This is a genomic window from Moritella sp. 24 (genome assembly GCF_018219155.1).
Taxonomy (GTDB): Bacteria; Pseudomonadota; Gammaproteobacteria; order Enterobacterales; family Moritellaceae; genus Moritella.
Genome location: NZ_CP056123.1, coordinates 735057 through 758980, shown reverse-complemented (window position 1 = coordinate 758980; position 23924 = coordinate 735057). Strand labels below are relative to the sequence as shown.

Annotated in this window: 25 protein-coding genes, 1 tRNA gene and 1 rRNA gene; 13 read left to right on the top strand and 14 right to left on the bottom strand. The window is 37.8% G+C overall.

All coding sequences use genetic code 11. From position 1 onward, the window contains the following. Positions 1–90: 90 nt before the first annotated feature. Positions 91–642, bottom strand: coding sequence for a chalcone isomerase family protein (locus HWV00_RS03565; protein WP_211684738.1), 552 nt, complete (start codon positions 640–642; stop codon positions 91–93). Positions 643–838: 196 nt separating this feature from the next. Continuing rightward, complete coding sequence (locus HWV00_RS03560; RefSeq protein ID WP_211684737.1) at positions 839–2254, bottom strand: sodium:alanine symporter family protein; 1416 nt, start codon at positions 2252–2254, stop codon at positions 839–841. 320 nt (positions 2255–2574) lie between these two features. Here HWV00_RS03560 and HWV00_RS03555 point away from each other — a divergent pair, with 320 nt between their 5' ends. After that, on the top strand, positions 2575–2742 hold the full coding sequence (locus HWV00_RS03555) for a DUF3545 family protein (RefSeq protein WP_211684736.1): 168 nt from the start codon (positions 2575–2577) through the stop codon (positions 2740–2742). A gap of 58 nt (positions 2743–2800) precedes the next feature. Here HWV00_RS03555 and HWV00_RS03550 read toward each other — a convergent pair whose 3' ends face one another. Together HWV00_RS03550 and ung are read right to left on the bottom strand one after the other, a co-directional pair. Beyond that, the gene (locus tag HWV00_RS03550) at positions 2801–3382 is read right to left on the bottom strand and encodes a hemerythrin domain-containing protein (RefSeq protein WP_211684735.1); all 582 of its coding nucleotides are present in this window, start codon (positions 3380–3382) and stop codon (positions 2801–2803) included. 85 nt (positions 3383–3467) lie between these two features. Beyond that, on the bottom strand, positions 3468–4148 hold the full coding sequence (ung, locus tag HWV00_RS03545; RefSeq protein ID WP_211684734.1) for a uracil-DNA glycosylase: 681 nt from the start codon (positions 4146–4148) through the stop codon (positions 3468–3470). A 121-nt stretch (positions 4149–4269) separates the two neighbouring features. Between ung and nfo the strand changes: the two genes are divergently transcribed. After that, complete coding sequence (gene nfo / locus HWV00_RS03540; RefSeq protein ID WP_211684733.1) at positions 4270–5121, top strand: deoxyribonuclease IV; 852 nt, start codon at positions 4270–4272, stop codon at positions 5119–5121. 112 nt (positions 5122–5233) lie between these two features. After that, entirely contained in the window at positions 5234–5977 is a 744-nt protein-coding gene (locus HWV00_RS03535) for a methylenetetrahydrofolate reductase (protein WP_211684732.1), read from the top strand. Positions 5978–6040: 63 nt separating this feature from the next. Here the strand turns inward: HWV00_RS03535 and HWV00_RS03530 are convergent, their stop codons facing one another. Together HWV00_RS03530 and HWV00_RS03525 are read right to left on the bottom strand one after the other, a co-directional pair. Continuing rightward, entirely contained in the window at positions 6041–6502 is a 462-nt protein-coding gene (locus HWV00_RS03530; RefSeq protein ID WP_211684731.1) for a hypothetical protein, read from the bottom strand. 140 nt (positions 6503–6642) lie between these two features. Then, positions 6643–7317 carry an alpha/beta hydrolase gene (locus HWV00_RS03525; protein WP_211684730.1) on the bottom strand — a complete coding sequence of 225 codons (675 nt, stop codon included), beginning with the start codon at positions 7315–7317 and terminating at the stop codon, positions 6643–6645. 135 nt (positions 7318–7452) lie between these two features. Here HWV00_RS03525 and HWV00_RS03520 point away from each other — a divergent pair, with 135 nt between their 5' ends. Further along, entirely contained in the window at positions 7453–7896 is a 444-nt protein-coding gene (locus HWV00_RS03520; protein ID WP_255554897.1) for a DUF3010 family protein, read from the top strand. A gap of 73 nt (positions 7897–7969) precedes the next feature. Here the strand turns inward: HWV00_RS03520 and HWV00_RS03515 are convergent, their stop codons facing one another. The 4 genes from HWV00_RS03515 to trpR form a co-directional block, all read right to left on the bottom strand. Continuing rightward, positions 7970–8413 (bottom strand): thioesterase family protein, encoded by a 444-nt coding sequence (locus HWV00_RS03515; protein WP_255554896.1) that lies wholly within the window; start codon positions 8411–8413, stop codon positions 7970–7972. 42 nt (positions 8414–8455) lie between these two features. Then, the gene (locus tag HWV00_RS03510; RefSeq protein ID WP_211684728.1) at positions 8456–9349 is read right to left on the bottom strand and encodes an endonuclease/exonuclease/phosphatase family protein; all 894 of its coding nucleotides are present in this window, start codon (positions 9347–9349) and stop codon (positions 8456–8458) included. A gap of 247 nt (positions 9350–9596) precedes the next feature. After that, a complete protein-coding gene (locus HWV00_RS03505) occupies positions 9597–10838 on the bottom strand; it encodes an aromatic amino acid transport family protein (protein WP_211684727.1) in 1242 nt (413 codons plus the stop codon). 4 nt (positions 10839–10842) lie between these two features. Next, the gene (gene trpR, locus HWV00_RS03500; RefSeq protein WP_211684726.1) at positions 10843–11106 is read right to left on the bottom strand and encodes a trp operon repressor; all 264 of its coding nucleotides are present in this window, start codon (positions 11104–11106) and stop codon (positions 10843–10845) included. Between the two features lie 341 nt (positions 11107–11447). Here trpR and HWV00_RS03495 point away from each other — a divergent pair, with 341 nt between their 5' ends. Beyond that, positions 11448–12206 carry a helix-turn-helix transcriptional regulator gene (locus tag HWV00_RS03495; RefSeq protein WP_211684725.1) on the top strand — a complete coding sequence of 253 codons (759 nt, stop codon included), beginning with the start codon at positions 11448–11450 and terminating at the stop codon, positions 12204–12206. An 84-nt stretch (positions 12207–12290) separates the two neighbouring features. Here HWV00_RS03495 and HWV00_RS03490 read toward each other — a convergent pair whose 3' ends face one another. After that, a complete protein-coding gene (locus tag HWV00_RS03490) occupies positions 12291–13589 on the bottom strand; it encodes an outer membrane protein transport protein (protein WP_211684724.1) in 1299 nt (432 codons plus the stop codon). Between the two features lie 384 nt (positions 13590–13973). On the opposite strand from HWV00_RS03490, the gene HWV00_RS03485 reads away from it, so the two are divergent. The 6 genes from HWV00_RS03485 to HWV00_RS03460 all read left to right on the top strand — a co-directional run bounded on the left by HWV00_RS03485 (position 13974) and on the right by HWV00_RS03460 (position 19738). Then, the gene (locus HWV00_RS03485) at positions 13974–14504 is read left to right on the top strand and encodes an NUDIX hydrolase (protein WP_211684723.1); all 531 of its coding nucleotides are present in this window, start codon (positions 13974–13976) and stop codon (positions 14502–14504) included. A 119-nt stretch (positions 14505–14623) separates the two neighbouring features. After that, the gene (locus HWV00_RS03480; RefSeq protein WP_211684722.1) at positions 14624–16123 is read left to right on the top strand and encodes an FMN-binding glutamate synthase family protein; all 1500 of its coding nucleotides are present in this window, start codon (positions 14624–14626) and stop codon (positions 16121–16123) included. Between the two features lie 163 nt (positions 16124–16286). Beyond that, on the top strand, positions 16287–16787 hold the full coding sequence (locus tag HWV00_RS03475) for a hypothetical protein (RefSeq protein ID WP_211684721.1): 501 nt from the start codon (positions 16287–16289) through the stop codon (positions 16785–16787). A gap of 58 nt (positions 16788–16845) precedes the next feature. After that, positions 16846–17280, top strand: coding sequence for an Rrf2 family transcriptional regulator (locus HWV00_RS03470; RefSeq protein WP_255554895.1), 435 nt, complete (start codon positions 16846–16848; stop codon positions 17278–17280). Positions 17281–17501: 221 nt separating this feature from the next. Then, positions 17502–17984, top strand: coding sequence for an SRPBCC family protein (locus HWV00_RS03465; RefSeq protein WP_211684719.1), 483 nt, complete (start codon positions 17502–17504; stop codon positions 17982–17984). Between the two features lie 368 nt (positions 17985–18352). Further along, the gene (locus tag HWV00_RS03460) at positions 18353–19738 is read left to right on the top strand and encodes a sodium-dependent transporter (RefSeq protein WP_211684718.1); all 1386 of its coding nucleotides are present in this window, start codon (positions 18353–18355) and stop codon (positions 19736–19738) included. 82 nt (positions 19739–19820) lie between these two features. Here HWV00_RS03460 and HWV00_RS03455 read toward each other — a convergent pair whose 3' ends face one another. Continuing rightward, on the bottom strand, positions 19821–21011 hold the full coding sequence (locus tag HWV00_RS03455) for a hypothetical protein (RefSeq protein ID WP_211684717.1): 1191 nt from the start codon (positions 21009–21011) through the stop codon (positions 19821–19823). A 302-nt stretch (positions 21012–21313) separates the two neighbouring features. Between HWV00_RS03455 and HWV00_RS03450 the strand changes: the two genes are divergently transcribed. Both HWV00_RS03450 and HWV00_RS03445 read left to right on the top strand, forming a co-directional pair. After that, on the top strand, positions 21314–21865 hold the full coding sequence (locus tag HWV00_RS03450) for a LysE family translocator (protein WP_255554894.1): 552 nt from the start codon (positions 21314–21316) through the stop codon (positions 21863–21865). Positions 21866–21996: 131 nt separating this feature from the next. Further along, on the top strand, positions 21997–23430 hold the full coding sequence (locus HWV00_RS03445; RefSeq protein ID WP_211684715.1) for an FAD-dependent oxidoreductase: 1434 nt from the start codon (positions 21997–21999) through the stop codon (positions 23428–23430). 175 nt (positions 23431–23605) lie between these two features. On the opposite strand, the gene HWV00_RS03440 is transcribed toward HWV00_RS03445, so the two are convergent. Then, a tRNA-Asp gene (locus tag HWV00_RS03440) sits at positions 23606–23682 on the bottom strand. Positions 23683–23768: 86 nt separating this feature from the next. Next, positions 23769–23884: ribosomal RNA gene (rrf, locus tag HWV00_RS03435) — 5S ribosomal RNA — on the bottom strand. Between the last annotated feature and the right edge of the window lie 40 nt (positions 23885–23924).

The following is a 23924-nucleotide window of genomic DNA, read 5'->3' as shown; positions in this document are numbered from 1 at the left end:
TAAAAAATGGCTTACGCTAAGAGTTAATCTTATCCGTAAGCCATTTTTATTTGTTTGCTTATCGTGTCGTCATATTAACGACAGCGCTAATTATAGACCTAGCATATCTTCTTTTAAATCATCATCCGCTGGCTTGTCGCCTAACCAAATAGATAATACCGCCTGACGAAAATCATCATTAGTAATCGTTGATAGTTTTTCATCATTTTTATATGTCGTTAAACCTTTGCCTGGAATGCTCACTAAAGTGAATTGGTCACCTTTAACGATCTCTTCGCTAAATACACCAATGAACTCTGCAATCTCTGCTGAGATTGGCGCAGTATTACCTGATGTCGCACCATCAAAACCTTCGTTAATCGCACTCACCATTTTCTCAGAAGTAATTAAACCAGAAATAATATTAAGGCGAATTGCACTTTGATCTTGGCTTTTTACTACATCTGTATCCGCTTTTTGTGTAAATAGCGAACCAACATACAAATCAATAAAGAATTTACTACGAACACCCGCACCTTGATAGTTAAGCGATGCGCCTTCAACAGAGACATTATCTGGTACTGAAACGCCTGACACTTCCTGTGCAGCATTAACAGAGAAACTTAATAGCATTGCAGAAGCTAGAGTTACTAATTTATTCATGACTTGATCCTATGTGAGTCGGTATTAAAACGCAATTTAACCACAAAGAGACTAGAGCTAAAACTCTAAGTGGTGGGATTAAGCAAATTTAATACAATTTCATTACCTCTAAATTAATACCTAATAAAAAAGCCACTCATTACTGGAATGAGTGGCTTTTTCTAATTTTACAATGCTAATTTAATATAAGTAAATGTTACTTTTTAAATTTAGAACTCCAGATTTCACTGTTAATCTTTTTATCGATTTCAGGGTATTCTGAGCTATCAAATGTAGGCGTTTTACCTTCAGCTAATTGCTTGTTGTAATCTTTCGCTACGATAATCACGTACTTAGATAACATCAAGATGGCGATAATATTGACTAGCGCCATTAAGCCCATTGAAGCATCGGCCATATTCCAGATTAGATCCGATTTTGCAACCGCACCAAACATTACCATACCTAATACAACAACACGGAAGATCCATACCATCACTTTAGAATCACGGTTCAAGAATAAGATACTTGTTTCAGCGTATGAGTAGTTAGCAACAATTGACGTAAATGCGAAGAATAAAATCGCAATAGCAACAAAAGTACTACCCCAGCTACCAACGTGCGATGACAATGCATGCTGCGTTAATTCGATACCACCAACACCAGATGCATCACCTAGGTCAGAAAGTAAGATAATAGAAGCAGTCGCAGTACAGATAACGATAGTATCAATGAACACACCTAGCATCTGTACATAACCTTGCGATGCAGGGTGATTCGGGAATGGTGCCGCACTTGCCGCAGCATTCGGTGCACTACCCATACCAGCTTCGTTCGAGAACAAACCACGTTTGATACCTTGCATCATTGCAACACCTAACGCACCACCAGCCGCTTCTTCTAAGCCAAATGCTGATTTAACGATAAGTTCAAGTACTGCAGGTAATTCTGAAATGTTCATTGCAACAACAACAAAAGCAATCAGAATATAAGCAAGCGCCATGAATGGTACTACGATTTCAGCGAATGCACCGATAACACGTAGGCCACCAAAAATGATGAAGCTTGTGAATATAACTAATACAACACCAACAATCGTTTTATCGAAGCCAAATGCATTGTGCATTGAATTAGCAATAGCATCAGACTGAACAGCGTTAAATACCAAACCAAATGCAACGATTAGGCAGATAGAGAATACAACGCCCATCCAACGACGACCTAGACCTTTTTCCATGTAGTAAGCTGGACCACCACGGAAGTTACCATCAGCGTCTTTCGTTTTAAATAATTGTGCTAACGAGCTTTCTGCAAAACTTGTTGCCATACCAATAACAGCAATTAACCACATCCAGAATACAGCACCTGGGCCACCAGCGGTGATTGCAACAGCAACACCAGCAAGGTTACCAGTACCAACACGCGCTGCTAAACTTGTACATAATGCTTGAAATGATGATACACCCTCACTACTGCTTTTACGGCTACCAGCAAGAACAGAGAACATATGAGTAAAATGGCGGAACTGAATAAAACCTAATTTAAAGGTAAAATACAGACCAGTACCGATAAGCAAATAAACCAGTACAGAGCCCCACAACAGCCCATTTATAAAGTTGATAAATTCCGTCATATTTTCCTTTCCACACTCTTATTAAAGTCCATAGATAGTAGTTTAAATAACACCACCAACTAAACGTGGCGCGAAATATAACATAAAAAACCAGTAAATTGTTAATAAACAGGCGTAAAAATTACCGAACTCGCAATAGTTGAGCGAGCTAGATACATATACGCAAAATTAACACATTAACTTTTACATAAACTATTTTATACAATTATTATTCTAGGCACATTTTTGTGATCTAGCACCCAAATGTACATAGAAATACGGCAGTGGACATTAAAAAAATGATATAGAGAAAAGGTTACTATCATTACAAAGGTGATCCCATGGAAGGAATAAATCAAGTGTCGATAGAAAATACAAAAAAAGAAACAAAATCGTCTTCAAAACGTAAGTGGCGTGAGATTGAAGCGATTAAGGACAAACTAATCTTAGAGAAGGAAATGGATGGTTACGATGATCCTTTAAGCTATTACTCTGATCTCATTGCTTAAATAAAAAAGCCGCATTTAATGCGGCTTTTTTGATAGTATCAAAGTCATCATTTCGCGCTTATACCAAACACAAATCTTCTTCTGACTCACAACTGAATCCTGCATCAATAATTCGCTGTTGTAATTGCCCATAAGCATTATTAAAGACTGCGATGGCTTTTACTTCTTGTGAACTACCATTTTTCCACAAATGTTCGATATGGCACCAATCATCTGGCGAGAATTTCTCAGCCATTAATGGCATTACAACATTTGTTTCAAATTGAATATGTGATCGTTGACTATTAACGAATCCTCTTAACTGAGAGGCTAATTCATCAAATGGCATCACTGAATCAAGCTGAATCATAGCGAGTGTATTCGATAGCTCACGACTCAAAAAGTTTAAGCTTTGATGCTCACTGGCTAAGCGATTAGGCATATCCGCATCTTCAACATAGTGTTCAAGATAGTATGAATAAATAAGATCTTCTTTTGGGTGATGATAACGATCAATATAATTGCGTAAATAATTAACGATATCATCCATCAAAGCAAAATTAACACCCTGCTCTTCAGATTCGAGTTCAGCTAGCTGCTCAGTTAATACATTCAACAGTAACTCTACTTTTTCATGGTCTTTTGTTATGAGAGATAACATATAAACTCCAATTTGAATTGTCTCCCCTTACCATATACCCAAATAGTGTTACCTTCTTTGATCGCGCTCACATTTACCTATTTAGTTATACTAACGCTTTAACATCACTTACCTGCCAATTAATTTGGGATTTTTGACGTGTTTTCAAACGCGCATTAATCGCAGAGAAATGCTGACACCCAAAGAAACCGCGACTTGCTGATAGTGGCGATGGATGCACGCCTTCTAAAACAAAATGCTTATTACGATCAATATGGCGACCTTTCTTCTTCGCGTGATTGCCCCATAATACAAAAATAATTTCGTCATCTTGTTGATTCAGAAACTCAACAACATGATCGGAAAATGTTTCCCACCCTGATTTAGCATGAGAATGAGCCTTGGCCTGCTCAACAGTCAGAACCGTGTTTAGCATTAAAATGCCTTGTTGAGCCCATTCGATTAAATAGCCATGATCAGGTGTATTAAAACCGTCTATATCACTCGTCAATTCTTTATACATATTACGCAATGAAGGTGGGATCTTGATTTCAGGTAATACAGAAAAGCATAAACCATGCGCTTGTTCAGGCCCATGATAAGGGTCTTGTCCCAATATAACGATTTTAACGTCTTTTAAAGGGGTTAATGTGAAGGCTTGAAATACATCCGCTTCCTTAGGATAAATGACTTTACCAGCGGCTCTTTCTGCAGTGATGAAGTTTTGTAACGCTAAATAATACGGTTGTTGCTGTTCGTGCAACAAAAATTCTGACCAAGTTTTCATTTATAGCTTCCAAAGATTAGCATTGCCAAAAACGTAATTTTATCGTAAAAAGCCACCTTTAAAACTGTTTTATCATTTAATTGATTAGAAAATATAAATTCCTAAAGTAATGGAGCAAAAAATGACTAAGTTTATTGGTGCACACGTATCTGCCGCTGGCGGCGTATGGAATGCCCCTAAAAATGCACATGATTTAGGAGCGACGGCCTTTGCTCTATTCACCAAAAACCAACGTCGTTGGGATGCGAAAGCACTGACTCCTGATGATATTCGTAAATTTAAAGCCAACTGTAAACGCTACAACTTTAGTCCTGCGCAAATTTTACCGCACGACTCTTACTTGATTAACCTTGGTCACCCAGACGCAGAAGCATTAGAAAAGTCACGTAATGCTTTCTATGATGAAATGCACCGCTGTGAGCAACTCGGTTTAACCTTACTTAATTTCCATCCAGGTAGTCACTTAAAAAAAATATCTGAATCAGAAAGTTTAAAACGTGTTGCCGAATCAATTAACTTAGCGTTAGAGAAGTCTACATCAGTTAAAGCTGTGATTGAAAATACGGCAGGACAAGGCACAAACCTAGGGTATCGTTTTGAACACCTTGCTGAGATTATTGATCAAGTCGAAGATAAGAGTCGTGTAGGTGTTTGTATCGATACTTGCCATACCTTTGTTGCAGGCTATGATTTACGTACCTTCGAAGCCTGTGAAAAAACCTTTAATGACTTTGAGCATATTGTCGGTTTTGAATACCTTGCTGGTATGCATATAAATGATAGTAAAGTCGAACTAGGCACCAAAGTTGATCGCCATCACAGCTTAGGCCAAGGCTTTATTGGTGAAGATGCGTTTAAATTTATCATGCAGGATGACCGGTTTAATGGTATACCTATGGTATTGGAAACAATAGATGATACTATTTGGGCCGATGAAATAGCTTGGTTACAGCAGTTAGCCGCAAATAAATAAGATATAGTAATACAAATTATATCAATTTTGGAAAAGCCCAAACACGCGGAGCCGAGTTTGGGTATAAAAAGGATTATCAACTAGGATTGTTGATGACAGATAGGGATGTAATTTGAAATACTCAATAGAGCTTGTACCCCGTACATGGGAAACCTTAAATACTGAAGTCGAAGAAGTTAGCCAATTTACCCAAATTAATACACTAAACATTCCAGACTTACTTCGCTTTGATGTTCGCAGCTGGGATGCTTGTGACCGTCTGCAGGATAAATTCGACGAAGTTATCCCACACCTTCGGGCTATCGATTTTGATCTGAAAAATGGTTTTCCACTCACCGACTTTTTCCGTCATAGTAAGATCAACTCAGTACTTGTTGTTGAAGGCGATCCACCGCAGGATATCTCACATCGTACTTACCGTAATACATCATGTGAACTGATTCGAATTATTAAAAAAGAACTGCCATATATGAAAGTTTACGCTGCGATCGATCAGTATCGAACCAGTATGCGTAAAGAACTCGATTATATTCACGATAAAATCGATGCTGGTGTTGATGGATTTTTCACGCAGCCGTTCTTTGATTTGAAGTTTCTTGATGTATACATGGATATGTTACAGGGGACAGAAGTATTCTGGGGCATGAGCCCAATTCACAGCGAAACGAGTCAATCTTATTGGGAAAATAAGAATGATGTTGTTTTTCCTAGTGATTTCAAAGCAACGAAAGAATGGAATATTGAGTTTGGCCGCGCCATGATCAAAAAGGTGGCAGCAAAAGGCGATAACGTCTACTTCATGCCAATTAGAGCCAATGCAAGTGAATACCTGAGTAAATTACTTGCTGAAGACTAATCTCGACATGAGATGAGTCTATAAGCCACGTAAATAAGCCACTTTAACTACCACAGTAGTGGTTTATTTACTCTCTTTAAGTTCCGCTAATAAAGCATCAAGTTTATCATTCAACTGGTTTATTTTATCACTTTCAATGCCTGTTAATTTCGCATAGGTTCGTTGTATTAATCTTTCTAACCCATGTAAAGAAATATACTCACCTGCGGTATGCAATTTAAAGGCTGAGTCTACCTGTTCACCTTGTCGTAGCAAGTCTTCAAAAAACATAGAAGACTTTTCTCCTGCCGTATTAATTTCATCAATGCTATGGCTATACGCACCAAGTCCCGCTAACCAAACTTGTCTAACAAAATTCATTTTTTCTGCTAAAGTCACTTCAACAGCAACAGTATCGCCATCAATATCACACGTAGAATCACTATTGGTAGTATCGCTATTATCATTAATAGCCGCAAAATTATCAATTAATACATGATTATTAACGACATCATTTTCTAAATTGCAGTTTTTATTCTCACGCATTGTTAAATCTTACCTGTCACACTAGGAACTATTAAGCATAGATGTAATGGCCACAAATGAGAGCACAACTTGTATCATTGTGATCTTAATAGCGAAATAAAGTATTAAAACCATTACATCTTAAATAGTAAAAATATCTATTAAGCTTCTATATTCATCGTTAAAAACTGAGTTATATGTTGTGATATATCATTTATTTGTTGTGGTGTAACAGTATGCTCTGCTGGATAGCGACTATATTTCGGTGCATAACCAAGTGTTTCTAAATGCTTAATGGCATCTAAACCTAGCGATTCAGCCACAACAGGATCTGCACTACCATGATATATATGGATAGGTAACGCGAGATTATGTTTATGCGGTTCTACTGTTTTATGTGTAGCGAAGTAACTCGACATCACCATCAAACCTGCAAGTGGTTCAGCAAAGGTTAATGCACTTTGATAAGCAACGGCACCACCCTGCGAAAAACCAGCGACAATAATACGCGTACTATCAATTCCTCTGTCTATCTCGCGTTGGATCAGTTTCTGCACTTGCTCAACACTCACCATTAAACCTGGCATATCTATTTTTCGCTCAAGTGTTATTTCTAAAATGTCATACCATGCTGGCATTTTATAACCGTTATTAATCGTGACCTTTATCTCTGGTGCATGTGGAAATACATAACGCACTTGATGTTCTTTTGGTAATGCAAACATAGGCACAATAGGCGCAAAGTCATGGCCGTTAGCGCCCAGTCCATGTAACCAAATAACACTCGCATTCGCGGCTTGCTTTGGCTCAATTTCAACACACGATAAATAAGTCATTACGTTTCCTCAAAATAAGTCATCTTTAACAAACATGTTATCGTATAAATTCACAACGAAACAACGATAACCATGTTAACTGGCAATAAAGTGGTTATAATAGCGAGGTTATCTTTATTTATGGTGAGTTATTTAATGAGAATTTGTAGTGTTGAACTAGCAGGCAATGAAGTAAATCTATGTTTCCTATCTTTAAAAGACGGAATGTTTGAACTTATTGAATGTCGTAAAAGAAAAATTACCTTAGCAAGTTCAACTGAAGCGTATCAAATGCGTCAGTTTCATAAAGAATTTGCCCAGCTAATGACAGATTATAAAATCGAAAATGTTGTGATCAAAGAACGCCTAACAAAAGGTAAGTTTAGTGGTAGCTCAACAAGCTTTAAAGCAGAAGCAGCAATCCAACTTGTAATGAATGTTGAAGTGAACATGGTTTCACAAACATTCTACAAGCAACTTGTACAAGATCACCCAATCTTTGTTGATTTTGCAGAGACTGGCTTGAAAAAATTCCAACAAAATGCATTCACACTTGGTTGCCTATTCTTAAACGAAAAAGCAGCAAACAACGCACTTTAATTATAAAGACGTGTTGTAATGCAATAAGCAGACTAACTTATGTTAGTCTGCTTTTTTTTACTTTAAAATATCGCTAAGCAGTAAATAACGCAGGTTGTAACTGTTTAATTTTATCGACGATATCTGCTGGCACAGGCATTTTCTTATGCGCTTTGTAATCAACGAACACAATCACGCCTTCCCCTTCAGCAACAACCCGTTCTAGCGTATTACTCCACACTGCATATTTCATAATAAGTTTATGCGCAGCAAACTCTGACACTGTCGCACCAATTTGAATAGTATCCGGTGATTTTAATGGTGCTTTAAAACGGCAATTAGTCGCAGCCAAGATTGGGCCAATACCATGCTCGTTCATGTATTCCATTGCTTTAATTTGATCAAAGTAGCCAATTCTTGCTTGTTCAAAATAGCGGAAATACACCGTATTATTAACGTGACCAAAGGCATCCATATCACCCCAACGTACAATATCATCGACAATAATAGGGTACTGCTGCTTAAATTTATCCATCATATTCATCCATCACTAATTATAAAAATATGCCGTTGGTCGTTATTAATATAGTGGACCAAAACGTGCGACGATCGGGTTATGATCTGATGCTTCAGTTTCATAAGACGATGCACTTATCTGCTGCATGCCTCTAAAATAGATATCATCAAGTGGATGACCAAACGCCGTTTCGCGCACATCGTTTTGATAAACCAATTGTTGTAAATCAACACTCGCTGTAATATCAAGCAATTGGTTTAAACGTTTATTTGTCCACGTATTAAAATCACCCGCCATGATCACTGGGCCGCTATATTTGCGAATAACAGAAATCACACCTTCTAACTGCTGATTAAACTCGTCGACACCCAAAGTAAAGTTAATCATGTGCATATTTGCGACAAGTAAAGGCTCATCACTACCAGCCCAAGGGTAATAACTGATTAATGATGATTTAGGAAAACGCAGCCAAGGTTCAGCCAGGGTTTGTTTACAAACAGATAAAGGCATCACTTTACTTGCCGTTAGTACACCCATCGACTGCTTGTAAACACTAAACGCTTCCACTTGTGTCCACGTTAATTCATATTGCTGCATTAATTGATGTAATAAAAAGCTTAATTTAGCTTCTTGTAAAACAATTAAATCATTTTTTTCAATTAAGTTTGTTAACTCTGCGCGCCAGTTATCGTTATCCTGCTTATATATATTCCAACCCGCAATGCCAAATTCGGTGGGAAGCTGAATGTCAGCCATGTCATTATTCGTATTAGTTAAAAAGGTAGGACATGTGCTCGAAGAATCTGTAACAAAACCGAATTGATCATCATTGATTTGTGTTGAATCAGTCACTTTCCATGATGAGTTTAATTTTGGAATATCCGCAATATCAAAACACCCCGATAAGGAGAAGACAAGGGTAAAAATAATAGCTGAGCGAGAAAAAGTATAATTCATATTCATATCACATAATCAAAATATATCTTATTATACTTAATAAAATAGAATTAATTCAAAACTAATATCATTATTGTTTCAAAATAGTGTCATATCGCAGATAACAGCCAAAACCAAGCACTAAACAACACAAATAGATATTAATTTCAAATAGTTAAACTTAATCACATTTATCATCAATCATAAAAAACTAAACAGCCGTTAATCACATCATCATTAACGGCTGTCATACTATCAATAAGTGCGATTAAGCGAGCAAACCTAACATCGACAATACTTGAAAAGTCACTACAGACAATGCAAAAATCATCACGATAATCATGCGAGCATAACCACCTGAAACAGAGAAATCAGTCGACGGTAAATGCTTGCGAGCTTGAAAAGCTAAGGCTACGGGTGTGAACAATGCAAACACTGCAGCCGCAAATCCAGCATAACCAATTGCATAGATAAAACCGTTAGGAAATAACACACCGCCAATCATTGGTGGTACAAAAGTAACAAGTGCCGTTTTACTACGACCAGATAAACTATCATCAAGTTTTAATAAATCGGTTAGAAAATCGAATAAACCCAATGCTACGCCAAGAAATGATGTCGCTACAGCAAAATTAGCAAATAACTGTAGTGTTACAGCTAACGTCGGGCCAGAGCCACTCGACTCTAATGCAGACACTAGTGCGCCCATATTACCGCCCTGCGCAATAACACTCGCAAAACCGTCACGACCAATCACAGTAAAGCTTGCTAGTAACCAAACAAGATAAATAGCCAGCGCCAACAAGCTACCGTAACGAATTGAATTAACTACTTTCGAGCTATCTTTTTTATAGTATTTAACTAGGCTTGGGATATTAGAATGAAAACCAAAGCAAACCATTAATGAAGGAATTGCCGCCCAGCTATAAGGTAAACGCTCAGTCATCTCAGCAAAAGGTTGTAATAATGAAAAGTTAGCACCACTTAGCAGGCTAAAAATAGCAATACTAAACGTGATCACCATTCCACCTAACATCGCAGATGTAAAACGATCAACCGCTTTAGTACTAAAGCTCACAATTAATCCAAGTAGCACAGCAAAAACAAAACTCGCTACAGACTGATCAAGTTCAATGCCAAGACCAGATTGTAAGCTATGACCCAGCATTGAGCCGCCACCAGAAATATAGGCATAAACTAAGATATAACTTACAAACAGAACTGATAAGCCATTAAGTACGCGCAATGACGTAGGTAATAACGCTTTAGTCATGGAATCAAAATTAACACCATGCTTAAACTTCTGATTCGCTTCAAGTAAGTAAAGAGCAGAGCTATACATGCAATACCAAGAAACACACAAAAATAGTACTGCCCAACCAAACCACATGCTTGATGTTAATACAGGTAAAGAAAACATACCGGCACCAATACTCGTCCCTGTAATAATAAATACGCCACCCAACGAGGACGGTTGTGCTTCTTGCTTAGCTGCCATAACTTCAGACATAAACCTACTTCCTAATTAATAATGTTTGTAATAATTCTTTTTCAGTACTACTCATTGATTTCAAATTATTTGAACCTCGAGTAATTGTCGCAATACTTATATTGTGTATTTTTGCGATTTCACGCTGAGACTTATCTCCAAGCAACAGTTCTTTATAAACCAAAGCTCGTGAGCGAATAGCGTTTAATTCTTCAGCGGAAAGCAGTAAAGGCAAAATAAGTGAAACATCTTCCTTATTCGATATATCGCAAAACAATTCATTGATCATAAAGGTAATACCTAGTAGATTATCTGTAATGACGTAACAGTACAGCATTACACTCTTTTATATCAAGAGTTTTTTTATTTTTGTATCATTTTTTATGATTACAACTACTTACATAACATTATATAATCGACAATATGTGAAATGAATTGCACAACTTTCCACCTAAGGATATAATATTTGATAATATTTTATTCTTCTATAAATAGATTAATTACTCTAGGTGCATAAATGATTTGGTTATCAATACAAGCAATTAAACTTCTAATTGTTTTAACTCTTTTAGCTAAACATAAACTTGAGCAACAACATAACAGCTAATGCTTTAGTACCAAGGACAATAAATGTTTAAAAAAGAAGGTTTTGGCACTCAATTACGCCTGACACGTAAAAATCATAAGTTGTCTCAGTTTGACTTCGTGTCGCAGTTAGCTAATTCACATAAAGAATTTACCGGTCTCTCACAGACAACATTATCCCTTTGGGAAAATGGCAAACGAGAACCCTCTTTTTTACGTCGTATCGCTATCGCTCGCTTTTTTGCAGAAGGCTATGAGATGAGTGAGCAAGAAAAGAAATTTGTTAGCAAAACAAAGGCGACAGAAATTGGTGGCAGACCTGCATTTTATCCCGTAAATATCACTGATATTGCGGCTGTAGATTTTTCTAACTTAACAGAAAAGCAGGCTGAAGTAGTAAATAAAGGGCACGAACATTTTTATACTGAAGCACTCACCGAGACAATGGCTGCATTTCCGCCAGCGCACTACACGGTTAGCTTGCTCATGAATGAAAATGCGATTGTTGGCCATTATATTGCTAGTAATACGGGGATGATTGTATCGTTCTGTTTTATTGATAACAGTGTAGCAATTAAGATGGTGTTAGATTTGGATGGTAAATTTACGTCTGTTGTACTACCAACACGTACACCAGCAATTGCCTCATTTTTTCAAGATCTACATTTTGAACCTTACCCTACAGCATCGCGTGTTAAGTTCTATAAAGGCAGTTTAAAAGACTTATATCAAAATCCATTTTTTAAAGATTTGTTGAATAACAACGCGGATTTAGTACGCTTTAGTAAAGCGCAGAAAGGTTAATATTAAAAATACCTTTTAACGAAAAAAACCAGCTAATTACTTAGCTGGTTTTTTTGTATCTGAGTATTAATTTAATAGCTCAAATTAGAATGCCATATTCATTTGTGCTGATACTAACCAAGCAGAACCATTTGAAGTGAACTCTTGATCTCCGCCCAACTCACTGTGCTCTGTAAATGTAACTTCATCACCGAATATATAAGCACTACCAAGATCAAAACTAACGGTTTCACTAGCTGCATAGCTCACGCCAGCTGAAATTTGATGACGACTTGTATCAGGCATTACAACAATAGCTTCACCAGCTTGCTCATCATAAGCATAACCCATACGCAATGTTACAGACTCTGATACATAAGCAGTTGTACCAACAGCATAACGTATACTATCGTTATACTCTAAGTCTTTTTGGAAACAAACACCATTTTCGAATGGATCAAGTAGATCATTTGTTCCACTTTTACAACCTTCGCTAGTTGCTTTCAACTCATCTAGTGAGCTCCATTGTGTCCACATCGCACTATAATGTACAGCAAGAACATCACTTACTTTATGATAACCAGATAACTCAGCAATAGCTGGTAAAGTAACATCTACATTACCAGTAACAGTGCTAGGATCTGCTGGAAGTAATCTACCAGCTTCCCCAGGAGCAAAGGCACCACTACCAGTAAAGTCACCTTCAAAACTCATGTCAACTGCAGAACGATAAGTTAAAGCTAAGCGATTATTCTCATTAATTGTAAATAATGTACCCACATTCCAACCATGACCAATCGCATTACCACTCATATCAAATGTATTAGCTACAGGTCCAACATCAAAGCCTTTTTCCATTTCAGCTTGACCAACAACAAGGTCATAACCCGCACCTATACTCAATAAATCATTTATTTTATACGCAATATTAAAGCTACTATCAACAGTGATAATACTTGTTGTACCACCAATATCACCGTAGGCAAATTCATCACTTACTTCAGTACCTGTACCGTAATTAGAGAACATAGCAAAGCCAATAGACACTTTGTCATTCAAAGGCATAATTGCCGCAAAACTTGGTACGAATTGATTCGGCGCATAATCTTCTTCAGTTTGAGCTACACCATTTGAATCTTCATATTCAGTATTAACATCAGGTGCAATGAAAGCAAGTTGGCTTGAAACAGTTGTTTTATCAAACATCGTCATTGCAGCTGGGTTTTTAGTTAACACTAATGCTGTATCAGCGATGGCACCTTCACCCGCATTTGCACGGCCTAAACCTGTAGCTGAATGTTCACCTACTTGGAAACCAGCTGCAAGTACAGATGTAGATGCAGTTGCCAATGCCAGCGCGATAGCTGAGCCAAGGGCCGAAGTCACTTTCAAATTGCCTTTCATTACATTAATCCCTGTAGTTATTATTTAATATGCCGAGGATGTTAATCTATTGTGACAGGTTGTAATATGTCATTTAGAATTAAATAATCCCAAACGAAATAAATACCCCAAAAGAGGTGAAAATAATTAAAAATAACGTATTTACGTTAAATTATTGTTAGTTAAAATGTAGAGCTGTTACTCTACGGTTGAAATTAAACTTATTATGATTCAATACCCTAAAACAACTCAAAATACCATTACAGCCTCTCCTTAGCAGATATGCTAATATAATGCCTTAATTAATCGTTCCAATTGCGATACAGCAATATCAAAAACGATCGCAATATACCGAATTAATACACCAACAAAATATTAGTTAAACAATCACAAGAGCTATTTATAATGATCAACCAAATGCCAGTCCTCCGTTCTACTATTCACCCAGATGTTACTGCACCTAAAAATACGGGTCAGCGGATCGCAACACGCGGCATTATTACCCATGATGAAGAGATCTTACTTATTTTCACCGCTCGCTATCATGACTACAGTTTACCCGGTGGTGGCTTACATGATGACGAAGACATCATTACAGGACTAATCCGCGAAGTCGAAGAAGAAACCGGTGCCGAAAATATTCACAACGTAGTGCCTTACGGGAGCTATGAAGAAATCAGACCTTGGTATAAAGATGGCTTCGATAGTATTCAAATGCTGTCTTACTGCTTTACCTGTGATGCAAACAAACAATTAGGCACGCCAAGACTAGAAGAAAATGAAATTAAAAATGGCGTGAGTGCGTTATGGATTAATATTCATGACGCTATTGCACATAACCTTGAAGTGATGGCTGGTCACCCTAATGCAGGTTTATCAATTGAACGAGAAACTTACCTGCTACAACAAATAGCAAAAGACATGATCAACAAATAAGCTTATCTAAAAGTATTAGCGTAAATAATGATGGAATAGTGATAATATTGTGATGAGTCATGCAATTACTTTGGTTATATTCTTAACTAGTACATAAGAATTAATTAAAGGTGTGACTTATGCAATCAGAATTCAAATCTCAAATTGATCTACTATTGTTTGGCTTAGATATTATCACTAGCTTATTTATCCTTGCACTAATTGTCGGTATCATCAGTGTTATTTATATGTATATAGCTGATAAAAGACAAACTAAACAAGCAATTCGTCATAACTACCCTGTCATTGGACGATTTAGATATCTATTTGAAAAACAAGGTGAATTCTTCCGGCAATATTTTTTTGCACAAGATCGTGAAGAGATGCCTTTCAATCGAGCGGAAAGATCTTGGGTTTATCGTGCAGCAAAAAACGTGGATAGAACGGTTGCATTTGGATCGACCCGTAATCTAGACCAAGTCGGTACAATCATGTTCATGAACTGTGCTTTTCCCACCTTAACCGAAGACGCTATCCCACCCCAAATGATCACCCTTGGTACTAACTGCCCACACCCCTACACAACCAATTCGATATTTAATATCTCAGGAATGAGCTACGGTGCTATTTCTAAACCGGCGGTATTGGCACTTTCTCGTGGTGCAAAAGAAGCTGGTTGTTGGCTAAATACCGGTGAAGGAGGGTTATCCCTACACCATCTTGCTGGCGGTGCAGATATTGTTTATCAAATTGGTACAGCAAAATACGGCGTTCGTGATGAAAATGGCCATTTAAGTGATGAAAAACTGAAAGCGATTGCCGAGATTGAACAAGTTAAAATGTTCGAAATCAAGCTAAGCCAAGGTGCAAAACCAGGTAAAGGAGGGATCTTACCAGGTAAAAAAGTCACACCTGAAATAGCTGAAATTAGAGGTATTCCGGTAGGCGAAGATTCAATTAGTCCAAATGCCCACCCTGAAATAAAAAGTATCGATGATATTCTTAATATGGTCGCTCGAATACGAGAAGTAACAGGCAAACCTGTCGGCTTTAAATTTGTGTTAGGTCATACTCAATGGCTAGATGATCTATTCGTAGAGATATTACAACGAGGAGCTGAATCAGCCCCCGACTTTATGACACTCGATAGTGCCGACGGTGGTACCGGCGCTGCACCGCAACCACTCATCGACTACGTTGGGCTCCCCCTAAAAGAGAGCTTACCTTTACTGATTAATATGTTGGAAAAATATAACTTACGCGATCAAGTCAAAGTAATTGCATCAGGAAAACTCATTACACCATCGAAAGTAGCTTGGGGTTTAGCAATCGGAGCTGATTTTATCGTCTCAGCACGTGGCAACATGTTCGCATTAGGTTGCATCCAAGCATTGCAATGTAACAAGAATACTTGCCCTACAGGTATTACAACCCACAACCCGAAATTACAAGAAGGCCTAGACATTAAAGATAAAGCACAACGAGTTGCAAATTATAATAAATACATTCATTACGGGGTCGGTTTAATCGCTCATTCCTGTGGTGTTAATGAACCTAGAAAACTACGTCGGGACCATGTCAGAATCGTCACTGAAAATGGATTATCGATCGCACTTGATAAACTTTATCCTATTGAATAGACAAGTCTAATACATGAGTCTAGATTCCAGTTTTTAATACTTTTTAACCAATACGGAATCTAGACGAAAATAACTCAAGCTCTTGATTAATATTTCTAATTGTTCCGCGTATAACTGTACTCCTAATAACCGATTTTAACGATCGTCAGGAAAGGGAATCAAAATGAAACTATTAGTCAAACAAGATGTGGGGGATATTCATAAAGACCACTTAAAGATTTTAGATAATGTTATTACCTTCTTACAACATAACATTGATAATCTTGAATTCCTTCCTTTCAATTTAAGTGAAGAGCAGGATGATTACCAACAAGCATTTCAGCGACAGACCGGTATTATCTTTACTCCCGCTAATTATCGCCATTATCGATTACGTTTATTATCGGTTGTTGATGCGCTGCTTTATATTCATACCTCTTCTAACGACAGTGACGCATACGAACTTTCTTATAATTTGAGTTCAATACACCCTAAACCGGTATTTTTTGCAGTTTGGCGAGGTGCGCCGATCAAAAGCCCACTTTTAAAAGAATTAGATCAAGACTACCCCGTCACTTACTGTCAATTTAGTCATCCTCGAGAATTACTCGAAGGCTTTAAGCGCTTTCTTAAAGAGCATTCAGAAGAAGCCATCATGATTAAACAAGAAAAAGAGTTGGTATAAATTTCTAGAGTAATGTTCGCATAATTAACCTACGACAACATTTTCAATGGTGACTAAAGTGAAGATAACAACTTATACAGATTTTGGTATACGCACATTAATGTATTTATCCACCCTTCCAAAAGGGCAACGTTCCAGTTCTGCAGAAGTCGCTAATGTGTATGATGCTTCTCGAAATCATATTGCGAAAGTAATCGCGCATTTATCAGCTCTCGATTACATAGAATCGTCGAGAGGTAAAAATGGCGGCATATGGTTAGCAAAACCAGCAGCAGAAATTAATATAGGTCAGCTTGTTAGAGCGCTTGAGCATAATTTAAAAGGTATCGATGTCAATGCAAGTGATAGTGATGTAGTGCCAATTAGTCAATTGAAGAAAGTATTAGAAACAGGTGTGGATGCTTTCCTACAAACATTAGACCAGTATTATCTTACAGACCTGCTCAACGATAGCTATAAATTCGAATCTCAACGTTATATAAAGCAAGCGTAACGTCACTAAAACAATATAATAATGTTGATATCAACATTATTATAACGATATTTACGATTAACGGTTGTAAGTGAAAACAGCCATATTATATACCTCAAAATCGATACGTCATTCTTGACAACAATATTCATCTGGTGCAATGTAAGCGCAATGAAATTATAACTCTAGTGCAGTTAAGCCTAGAATATTTAACACTATTATTTAATAAAGGAATACTTGAAATGGCTTTCGACGTAAAAATTCAACTAAATAAAAAATTTACAGTACCTGCAGATATAGATACAGTTTTTAACCTTTTATCTGACGTACCAGCTTCTACTAGCCATTTTCCAGATCTAGAAAACCTGATCGAAGAAGCAACAAATACTTACCGTTGGGAAATGAAAAAAATTGGCCTAGGTCCTATTCAGCTTCAAACAATTTATGCATGTGAATACACAAGCAATGCAGCGGATAAATCTATTTTTTGGGAATCTCGTGATACAGCAAATAATAGCGCTAAAGTATCAGGTAAATGGATCCTGACTGAAACAAGCACTGGCTGTGATATTACCTTGTTAACAGATGCTGTACTTACCATTCCACTACCTAGTCTTGCTGGTATTGGTTTAAAACCTGTTGTTAAAGTTGAATTTGAAACACTAACAAATACGTATATCAAAAACTTATCTAAAACATTATCGAAAGTAGCTGCGACAGCTTAATTTATTCTCGATTATATAAGTTAAAGAATACCAATAAACCCGAATTAGGACGCTAATTCGGGTTTATTACTTTCTAACCATTCCAACGTCCTCATTCTTACCTAGAATAAAAAACACACAAACGACAGCCCTACCAAGCAAATATAGTAAAAAACTGCAATATAAAGCACAGAGTTAAAATATAAGCATTTAACACCACCCTTAACAAAACTTCTGAAGCCTTAAACTGCCAATGCTTAATATGTAAGCGTTAACTAAATAAATAACGGCCATTTTAGAGTTATCATCTAATTAAAGTCCTTATATCGGTGTTTTTAATATGTTATTAGTATGTACATAACTATATGAACACAACCCAGGATGGGAAAATGACAACAAACACAACTATTGATAATCGCTGGTCTAGCGAATTTAAATACGTACTTGCAGCAGCGGGCGCAGCTGTAGGTTTAGGTAACCTTTGGAAGTTCCCTTATATTATGGGCGAAAATGGTGGCGGTGCATTTGTACTTGTTTACCTATTCTGTATTCTACTGATTGGTATCCCTGTTATGATGGCAGAGGTAATGATTGGTAAACGAGCTCGTACATCTCCAGCAAATGCTTCAGCAACGATTGCCAAGGAATCTGGCGGTTCAGGCATTTGGTCTCTACTAGGTGCATCAGGCGTTATCGCAGGCTCACTTATTCTAAGCTTCTATATTGTTATCGCAGGTTGGGCAGCAGCTTATATCTTCTTTGGCATGAGCGGCGACTTCCTTGCAACAGCAGGTTCTGAAGTATCACATAAAGATGAAATCGGCGCGTTATTCACCGGTCTAATCACAGACACAACACAATTGATCCTATGGGCTTCAATTACCATTGTCGCTGCTATGGCAGTATTGATCCGTGGTGTTAATGCTGGTTTAGAAAAAGCAGTAACCTATCTAATGCCATTACTGTTTGTGTTATTAACTATCATCATGGTTTATGCAGCAGCAACAGGTAACTTTGGTGAAGCTGCACAATTCATGTTCTCACCAGATTTCTCTAAGTTGTCTATTGATGGTGTATTAACTGCACTTGGCCATGCATTCTTCACGCTAAGTTTATCATCAGGTATCATGATGGTTTATGGCGCATACATGCCAGAAGGTACATCGATCGCGAAAACGTCTATCTATATCGCGATCATGGATACAGCAGTAGCACTTATCGCAGGTATGGCTATTTTCCCAATCGTATTTGCGAACGGCATGGAACCTTCTGCAGGCCCAGGTCTACTATTCGTATCGTTACCTATCGCGTTTGGTCAAATGCCACTAGGCACATTATTTGGTACGCTATTCTTCATCATGGTGACATTTGCTGCATTCACGTCTGTGATCGCACTGCTTGAATCACCAGTAGCATACTTAAACGAACGTCTTGGTTTAAGCCGTGCGAAAGCAACGATCGTAGCAGGTTGTACTATTTGGGGTTTATCACTTCTAACAGTATTCTCACTGAGTGGTGCGCCTTGGGCTCAAGATGTTGTGATGGGTCTAAACTTCTTCGATGCGTTAGATAAATTAACAGCAAACATCATGCTACCACTTGCAGGTCTATTCACTGCCGTACTCGTTGGTTGGGTTGTTAATGAGAAAGTTACTCGTGAAGAGTTTGGTTTATCTGAGGGCGCTTATAAAGCGGTTATCTTCTGCCTACGTTACTTATCACCAGTAGCAATTGCAATTGTATTTCTACAAGCTGTAGGTTTAATTAGTCTTTAATTAAACGCACATATACAGATACTAAAAAGGCTTCTTAATTGAAGCCTTTTTTATACCCGCATTTTTAATTAGTTAATTAAACTTAACCAAAAATAGCACGAATTAACTGCATAACTTCAGTCGCACTCTTACCTTTCTCAACTTCAGTAATCATTGAGTCACGCTTACCTTGTAGGTAAGAAGGTAAATCAGGTTCAGCTAATAAGCGGTCTACCGCTTCTGTCGCACTTTCTTTTGTTCGTTTTTGACGTACTGCACCCGGCGCTCGCGTTCGGCCGCCTGTAGCACTACGCACAACAACTGGCTTATTCTTCAGTTTTAAATAATTAGATTTACCAGCAAACTCAGCGTCTACAAAGAAAAAGAAATCAAATAAAACAACACGATTATTCCATAGCTCTAACTCAGTTGCATCTTGTGGTGCTGCTGACTTAAACCAAGGCTGGCGGTGAATGGCTTCGATAATATCAACCCAATAACGAGAGAAGTCTGTCGCATTCAGTTTCACTAAACCAAAACCTTGGCAAAGTGCATCCACTTTTGATGCTGTTAGTACCATAAATACGTCTGGTCGACGCATTGCTAATAAACGAGTTGCAACAAACAAGCCCGCTTTACCTTTATCTAAGGTTGCAAAGGCTGCCGTATAGAGTTTAACAAACTCTTTATAATTCGCTTCTGTCACTTCGCCTTCTAGTGGAATAACAGATAGCGCATCATCAAGTAAATTAGGAGTATGCTGTAATAACTCGTGGAAACCTTTAGCACCACGAGTACTACCAAATAACTCGACATCAAAATCGAATTTAGCAGGTTCATGAGCAGAAAGATGCTTGCCAGCAAAAGCTAAGCGTTCAAGCTCTGACATATCTGCAAGTGGACTAACTCGAATAGAGCTAATGTAATTAAGTAAACGTAAACGCTCAGGTAAAGCTTGACGCTCACCTTGATCTAAAATGAAGCTTTTAAGGAAAGGCCAAGGCGTAATACGAGATGTTTTAACTTGACGGCAAGTAATCGATTTTTCTAATAATTGCAGTAATTTTTGCAACGGTTTTTCATGTTTTGCATCCAGCAACTCCATGTTAATACCGTAACGCGCATAGTTGTATAATTCATTACACCAGCCAAGAAAATCTTCAGGTCGGTTAGTAACTTTAACAGCCATTAAATTTAAGCTAATTTCAGTAACATAATCTACGATTTGATCATACTGTGCAGTTTCAACATCAGATAATCGCATGTCTTGCGGAGAAGTAATAAATTTTATCATTAAAGCGTGGTTCCAGTCTGGATTCAAAATACAATTGCTGTGGTTGTAAGTATAGGCTTAAGGATTAATTTTTAAACCTATACTTTCGTTAATTTAAAAATCATTCGCTGTATTAAGTTTACCTCGTTAAAAACGGCTAATTTATATTCGCTCCTCAATAGAATAATGAAAATAAAGCGAACAATGGTATTATCATTATTCATTCCATTAACAAAGTTTACTCAATGTCTGCCATAGATTTACAACTCCTCGCACTTTTTATTCCAACCTTTTTCTTTGTTTCGGTTACTCCAGGAATGTGCATGACACTAGCAATGACTCTTGGCATGACAATTGGTGTTAAGCGCAGTATGCATATGATGTGGGGTGAACTACTTGGTGTGGCCTTAGTTGCAATTCTCGCTGTTATTGGTGTAGCTACGATTATGCTGAAATACCCAAGTGCATTTGCAACACTCAAATACCTTGGCGGTGGCTACCTTATCTATTTAGGCATTCAAATGTGGCGTTCGAAAGGTAAATTAGCGATTTCAGATAGCGCAGGTAGCAAAACGAATATGAAACCGCTACAACTGGCAAGCCAAGGCTTCATCACAGCTATCGCAAACCCAAAAGGCTGGGTATTTATGATTTCATTACTGCCACCTTTTATTAACCCAGAGCAAGCGTTAAGCCCACAATTATCAGTGCTGGTCGCTATCATCATTATAACGGAGTTCTCTTGTTTATTGATGTATGCAAGTGGCGGACAAACTCTGCGCCTTTTCTTACAGAAAAGTAATAATGTACGACTATTAAATAAGATTGCAGGCTCACTTATGATTTTCGTCGGATTTTGGTTAGCACTAGGATAACAAGCCTATTTAAGCCTAAAAATACGTTAGTTCATGGGGATAATGTAATTTTAATTAAAAATAAGTTTCATTCAGCTCCTAATACTTGGCATAATAAAAATAATCTCATTATTTATATGTAACTAAGTCTAATGAATGATAATTGTCTTTCAATATTAAAATCAAAACGTATAGCTGTTATTGGCGGTGGTATTGCAGGAAGCACCATCGCATTACGTTTAACAGGCCTCGATATCAATGTGACCTTATTTGAAGAGGGTTCCAGCTTAGTTAATGGCCCACCAGTTTGTCATCTCCATGCAGGCGGTAACTTATACCCCGACATTTCGAATGAGCAATGTTTTACTCTTCTCGATCAATCTATTGCGACAATGAAAATATACCCTCACTGCATTAATAAGCGCCCTACGGTTATTGCAATACCTCAGCGCGATGCGAGTAATATTGAACATTTATTGCCAAGACTTGAACTTCTAAAGCAACGCTATAAAGATCTCATTCAAACAGATGAAAGTAATAATGTGCTGGGCGATCCAGATGATTATTACAAAATGTTCAGCCGAGAAGATATCGAGCGACTTAAAAATAAATCACAGCCAGACAAAATTACTGATTTTTCTGACTGGATGATCCCACTAGCTAAAACGCTCGATTTAGAGACCATCAAGTATCCACTCCTAATGGTTCAAGAATATGGCTTAAGCCTATTCCGAATAGCGGCAAGTACAGAACTAAGTTTACAAGCATCACCCACTTGTAAATTACTAACGAACAATAAAGTAACTTGCGTTAATTATAGTGCGAAAAACACATGGCTTATTACCCATACCGAAAATGGAAAGCAAACAACGACTGAAGTTGATTATTTAATTAACGCATGTGGATACAGAACAGGTGTCATTGACGACATGGCCGATACACCTAAAGAACGTATGGTAGAGTTTAAAGCTGCATACATAACACATTGGGAGCAAAGTGAGCGTTGGCCAGAAGTAATCTTCCACGGCGAACGAGGCACTCCACAGGGTATGGCACAATTAACTCCTTATCCAAATGGCTATTTTCAACTACATGGTATGACCGAAGAGATAACGCTATTTAAAAATGGACTCGCTAAAAGTACAGATAGTAGTGCACAGCCTAAATTAGATAAAAGTTTCATCAATAAATTAGTACAAGGTTGGGATAAGCAAGAGTCAGATGATCGCACCCAAAAAGCAATTAATCATATAACACAATTTATACCTAACTTTACCAACGCAACAATCGCAGGTAAGCCTTTATTTGGAGCACAGCAAATACCAGGTAAAGATGTATCTCTACGAGCCTATGACGTTTCATTCGAGGGTCAGCAATATGCACGAGCAGAGATAGTCAAAGCATCCTCAGCATTGACCGTCGCCGATCAAATTATATATAAGCTATTCAATTTATCGCATGAGCAACTTGCAGAATGCTGTAATGTGGATACAAGCTTTACTTCATTATCAGAGAGCGAAATAAATCTGCTCGCTTGTGATATTGCTGATCATCGAAACTATCCAAGATCGCTCGCTAAAATATAGCTCTAGAGCCAGGGACGGCTTGCTATAAATCAGCACCCAATATAACGGCATAGTTACCCTAACCGCCTGAGTAGTATTCATAAGAACAATTACTCCGCACAACCGTATTTCTTTCAAATCAAATTTCAGGCATAAAAAAAGCCTGAATCATAAGATTCAGGCTTTTTTTATTTGTTGGCGGAGCGGACGGGACTCGAACCCGCGACCCCCGGCGTGACAGGCCGGTATTCTAACCAACTGAACTACCGCTCCGCACAATCTGTGCTGATGTTATCAGTCTATTCTTTCTGTCTTTCGACAATTTCTTATCCAAGACTTCGTCTTGAATTAAAAGTGGCGCTTGGCGATGCCCTACTCTCACATGGGGAAGCCCCACACTACCATCGGCGTTATTACGTTTCACTACTGAGTTCGGAATGGGATCAGGTGGTACCGTAACACTATGGTCACCAAGCAAATCTAGTTGCTTTCAAAATGTATCTCTAAAATCTGAA

Coding starts and splice junctions, on each gene's coding strand:
- HWV00_RS03565 (WP_211684738.1), bottom strand. CDS start 642: ATGAATAAATTAGTAACTCTAGCTTCTGCAATGCTATTAAGTTTCTCT.
- HWV00_RS03560 (WP_211684737.1), bottom strand. CDS start 2,254: ATGACGGAATTTATCAACTTTATAAATGGGCTGTTGTGGGGCTCTGTA.
- HWV00_RS03555 (WP_211684736.1), top strand. CDS start 2,575: ATGGAAGGAATAAATCAAGTGTCGATAGAAAATACAAAAAAAGAAACA.
- HWV00_RS03550 (WP_211684735.1), bottom strand. CDS start 3,382: ATGTTATCTCTCATAACAAAAGACCATGAAAAAGTAGAGTTACTGTTG.
- ung (WP_211684734.1), bottom strand. CDS start 4,148: ATGAAAACTTGGTCAGAATTTTTGTTGCACGAACAGCAACAACCGTAT.
- nfo (WP_211684733.1), top strand. CDS start 4,270: ATGACTAAGTTTATTGGTGCACACGTATCTGCCGCTGGCGGCGTATGG.
- HWV00_RS03530 (WP_211684731.1), bottom strand. CDS start 6,502: ATGCGTGAGAATAAAAACTGCAATTTAGAAAATGATGTCGTTAATAAT.
- HWV00_RS03525 (WP_211684730.1), bottom strand. CDS start 7,317: ATGACTTATTTATCGTGTGTTGAAATTGAGCCAAAGCAAGCCGCGAAT.
- HWV00_RS03520 (WP_255554897.1), top strand. CDS start 7,453: ATGAGAATTTGTAGTGTTGAACTAGCAGGCAATGAAGTAAATCTATGT.
- HWV00_RS03515 (WP_255554896.1), bottom strand. CDS start 8,413: ATGATGGATAAATTTAAGCAGCAGTACCCTATTATTGTCGATGATATT.
- HWV00_RS03510 (WP_211684728.1), bottom strand. CDS start 9,349: ATGAATTATACTTTTTCTCGCTCAGCTATTATTTTTACCCTTGTCTTC.
- HWV00_RS03505 (WP_211684727.1), bottom strand. CDS start 10,838: ATGTCTGAAGTTATGGCAGCTAAGCAAGAAGCACAACCGTCCTCGTTG.
- trpR (WP_211684726.1), bottom strand. CDS start 11,106: ATGATCAATGAATTGTTTTGCGATATATCGAATAAGGAAGATGTTTCA.
- HWV00_RS03495 (WP_211684725.1), top strand. CDS start 11,448: ATGTTTAAAAAAGAAGGTTTTGGCACTCAATTACGCCTGACACGTAAA.
- HWV00_RS03490 (WP_211684724.1), bottom strand. CDS start 13,589: ATGAAAGGCAATTTGAAAGTGACTTCGGCCCTTGGCTCAGCTATCGCG.
- HWV00_RS03485 (WP_211684723.1), top strand. CDS start 13,974: ATGATCAACCAAATGCCAGTCCTCCGTTCTACTATTCACCCAGATGTT.
- HWV00_RS03480 (WP_211684722.1), top strand. CDS start 14,624: ATGCAATCAGAATTCAAATCTCAAATTGATCTACTATTGTTTGGCTTA.
- HWV00_RS03475 (WP_211684721.1), top strand. CDS start 16,287: ATGAAACTATTAGTCAAACAAGATGTGGGGGATATTCATAAAGACCAC.
- HWV00_RS03465 (WP_211684719.1), top strand. CDS start 17,502: ATGGCTTTCGACGTAAAAATTCAACTAAATAAAAAATTTACAGTACCT.
- HWV00_RS03460 (WP_211684718.1), top strand. CDS start 18,353: ATGACAACAAACACAACTATTGATAATCGCTGGTCTAGCGAATTTAAA.
- HWV00_RS03455 (WP_211684717.1), bottom strand. CDS start 21,011: ATGATAAAATTTATTACTTCTCCGCAAGACATGCGATTATCTGATGTT.
- HWV00_RS03450 (WP_255554894.1), top strand. CDS start 21,314: ATGACACTAGCAATGACTCTTGGCATGACAATTGGTGTTAAGCGCAGT.
- HWV00_RS03445 (WP_211684715.1), top strand. CDS start 21,997: ATGAATGATAATTGTCTTTCAATATTAAAATCAAAACGTATAGCTGTT.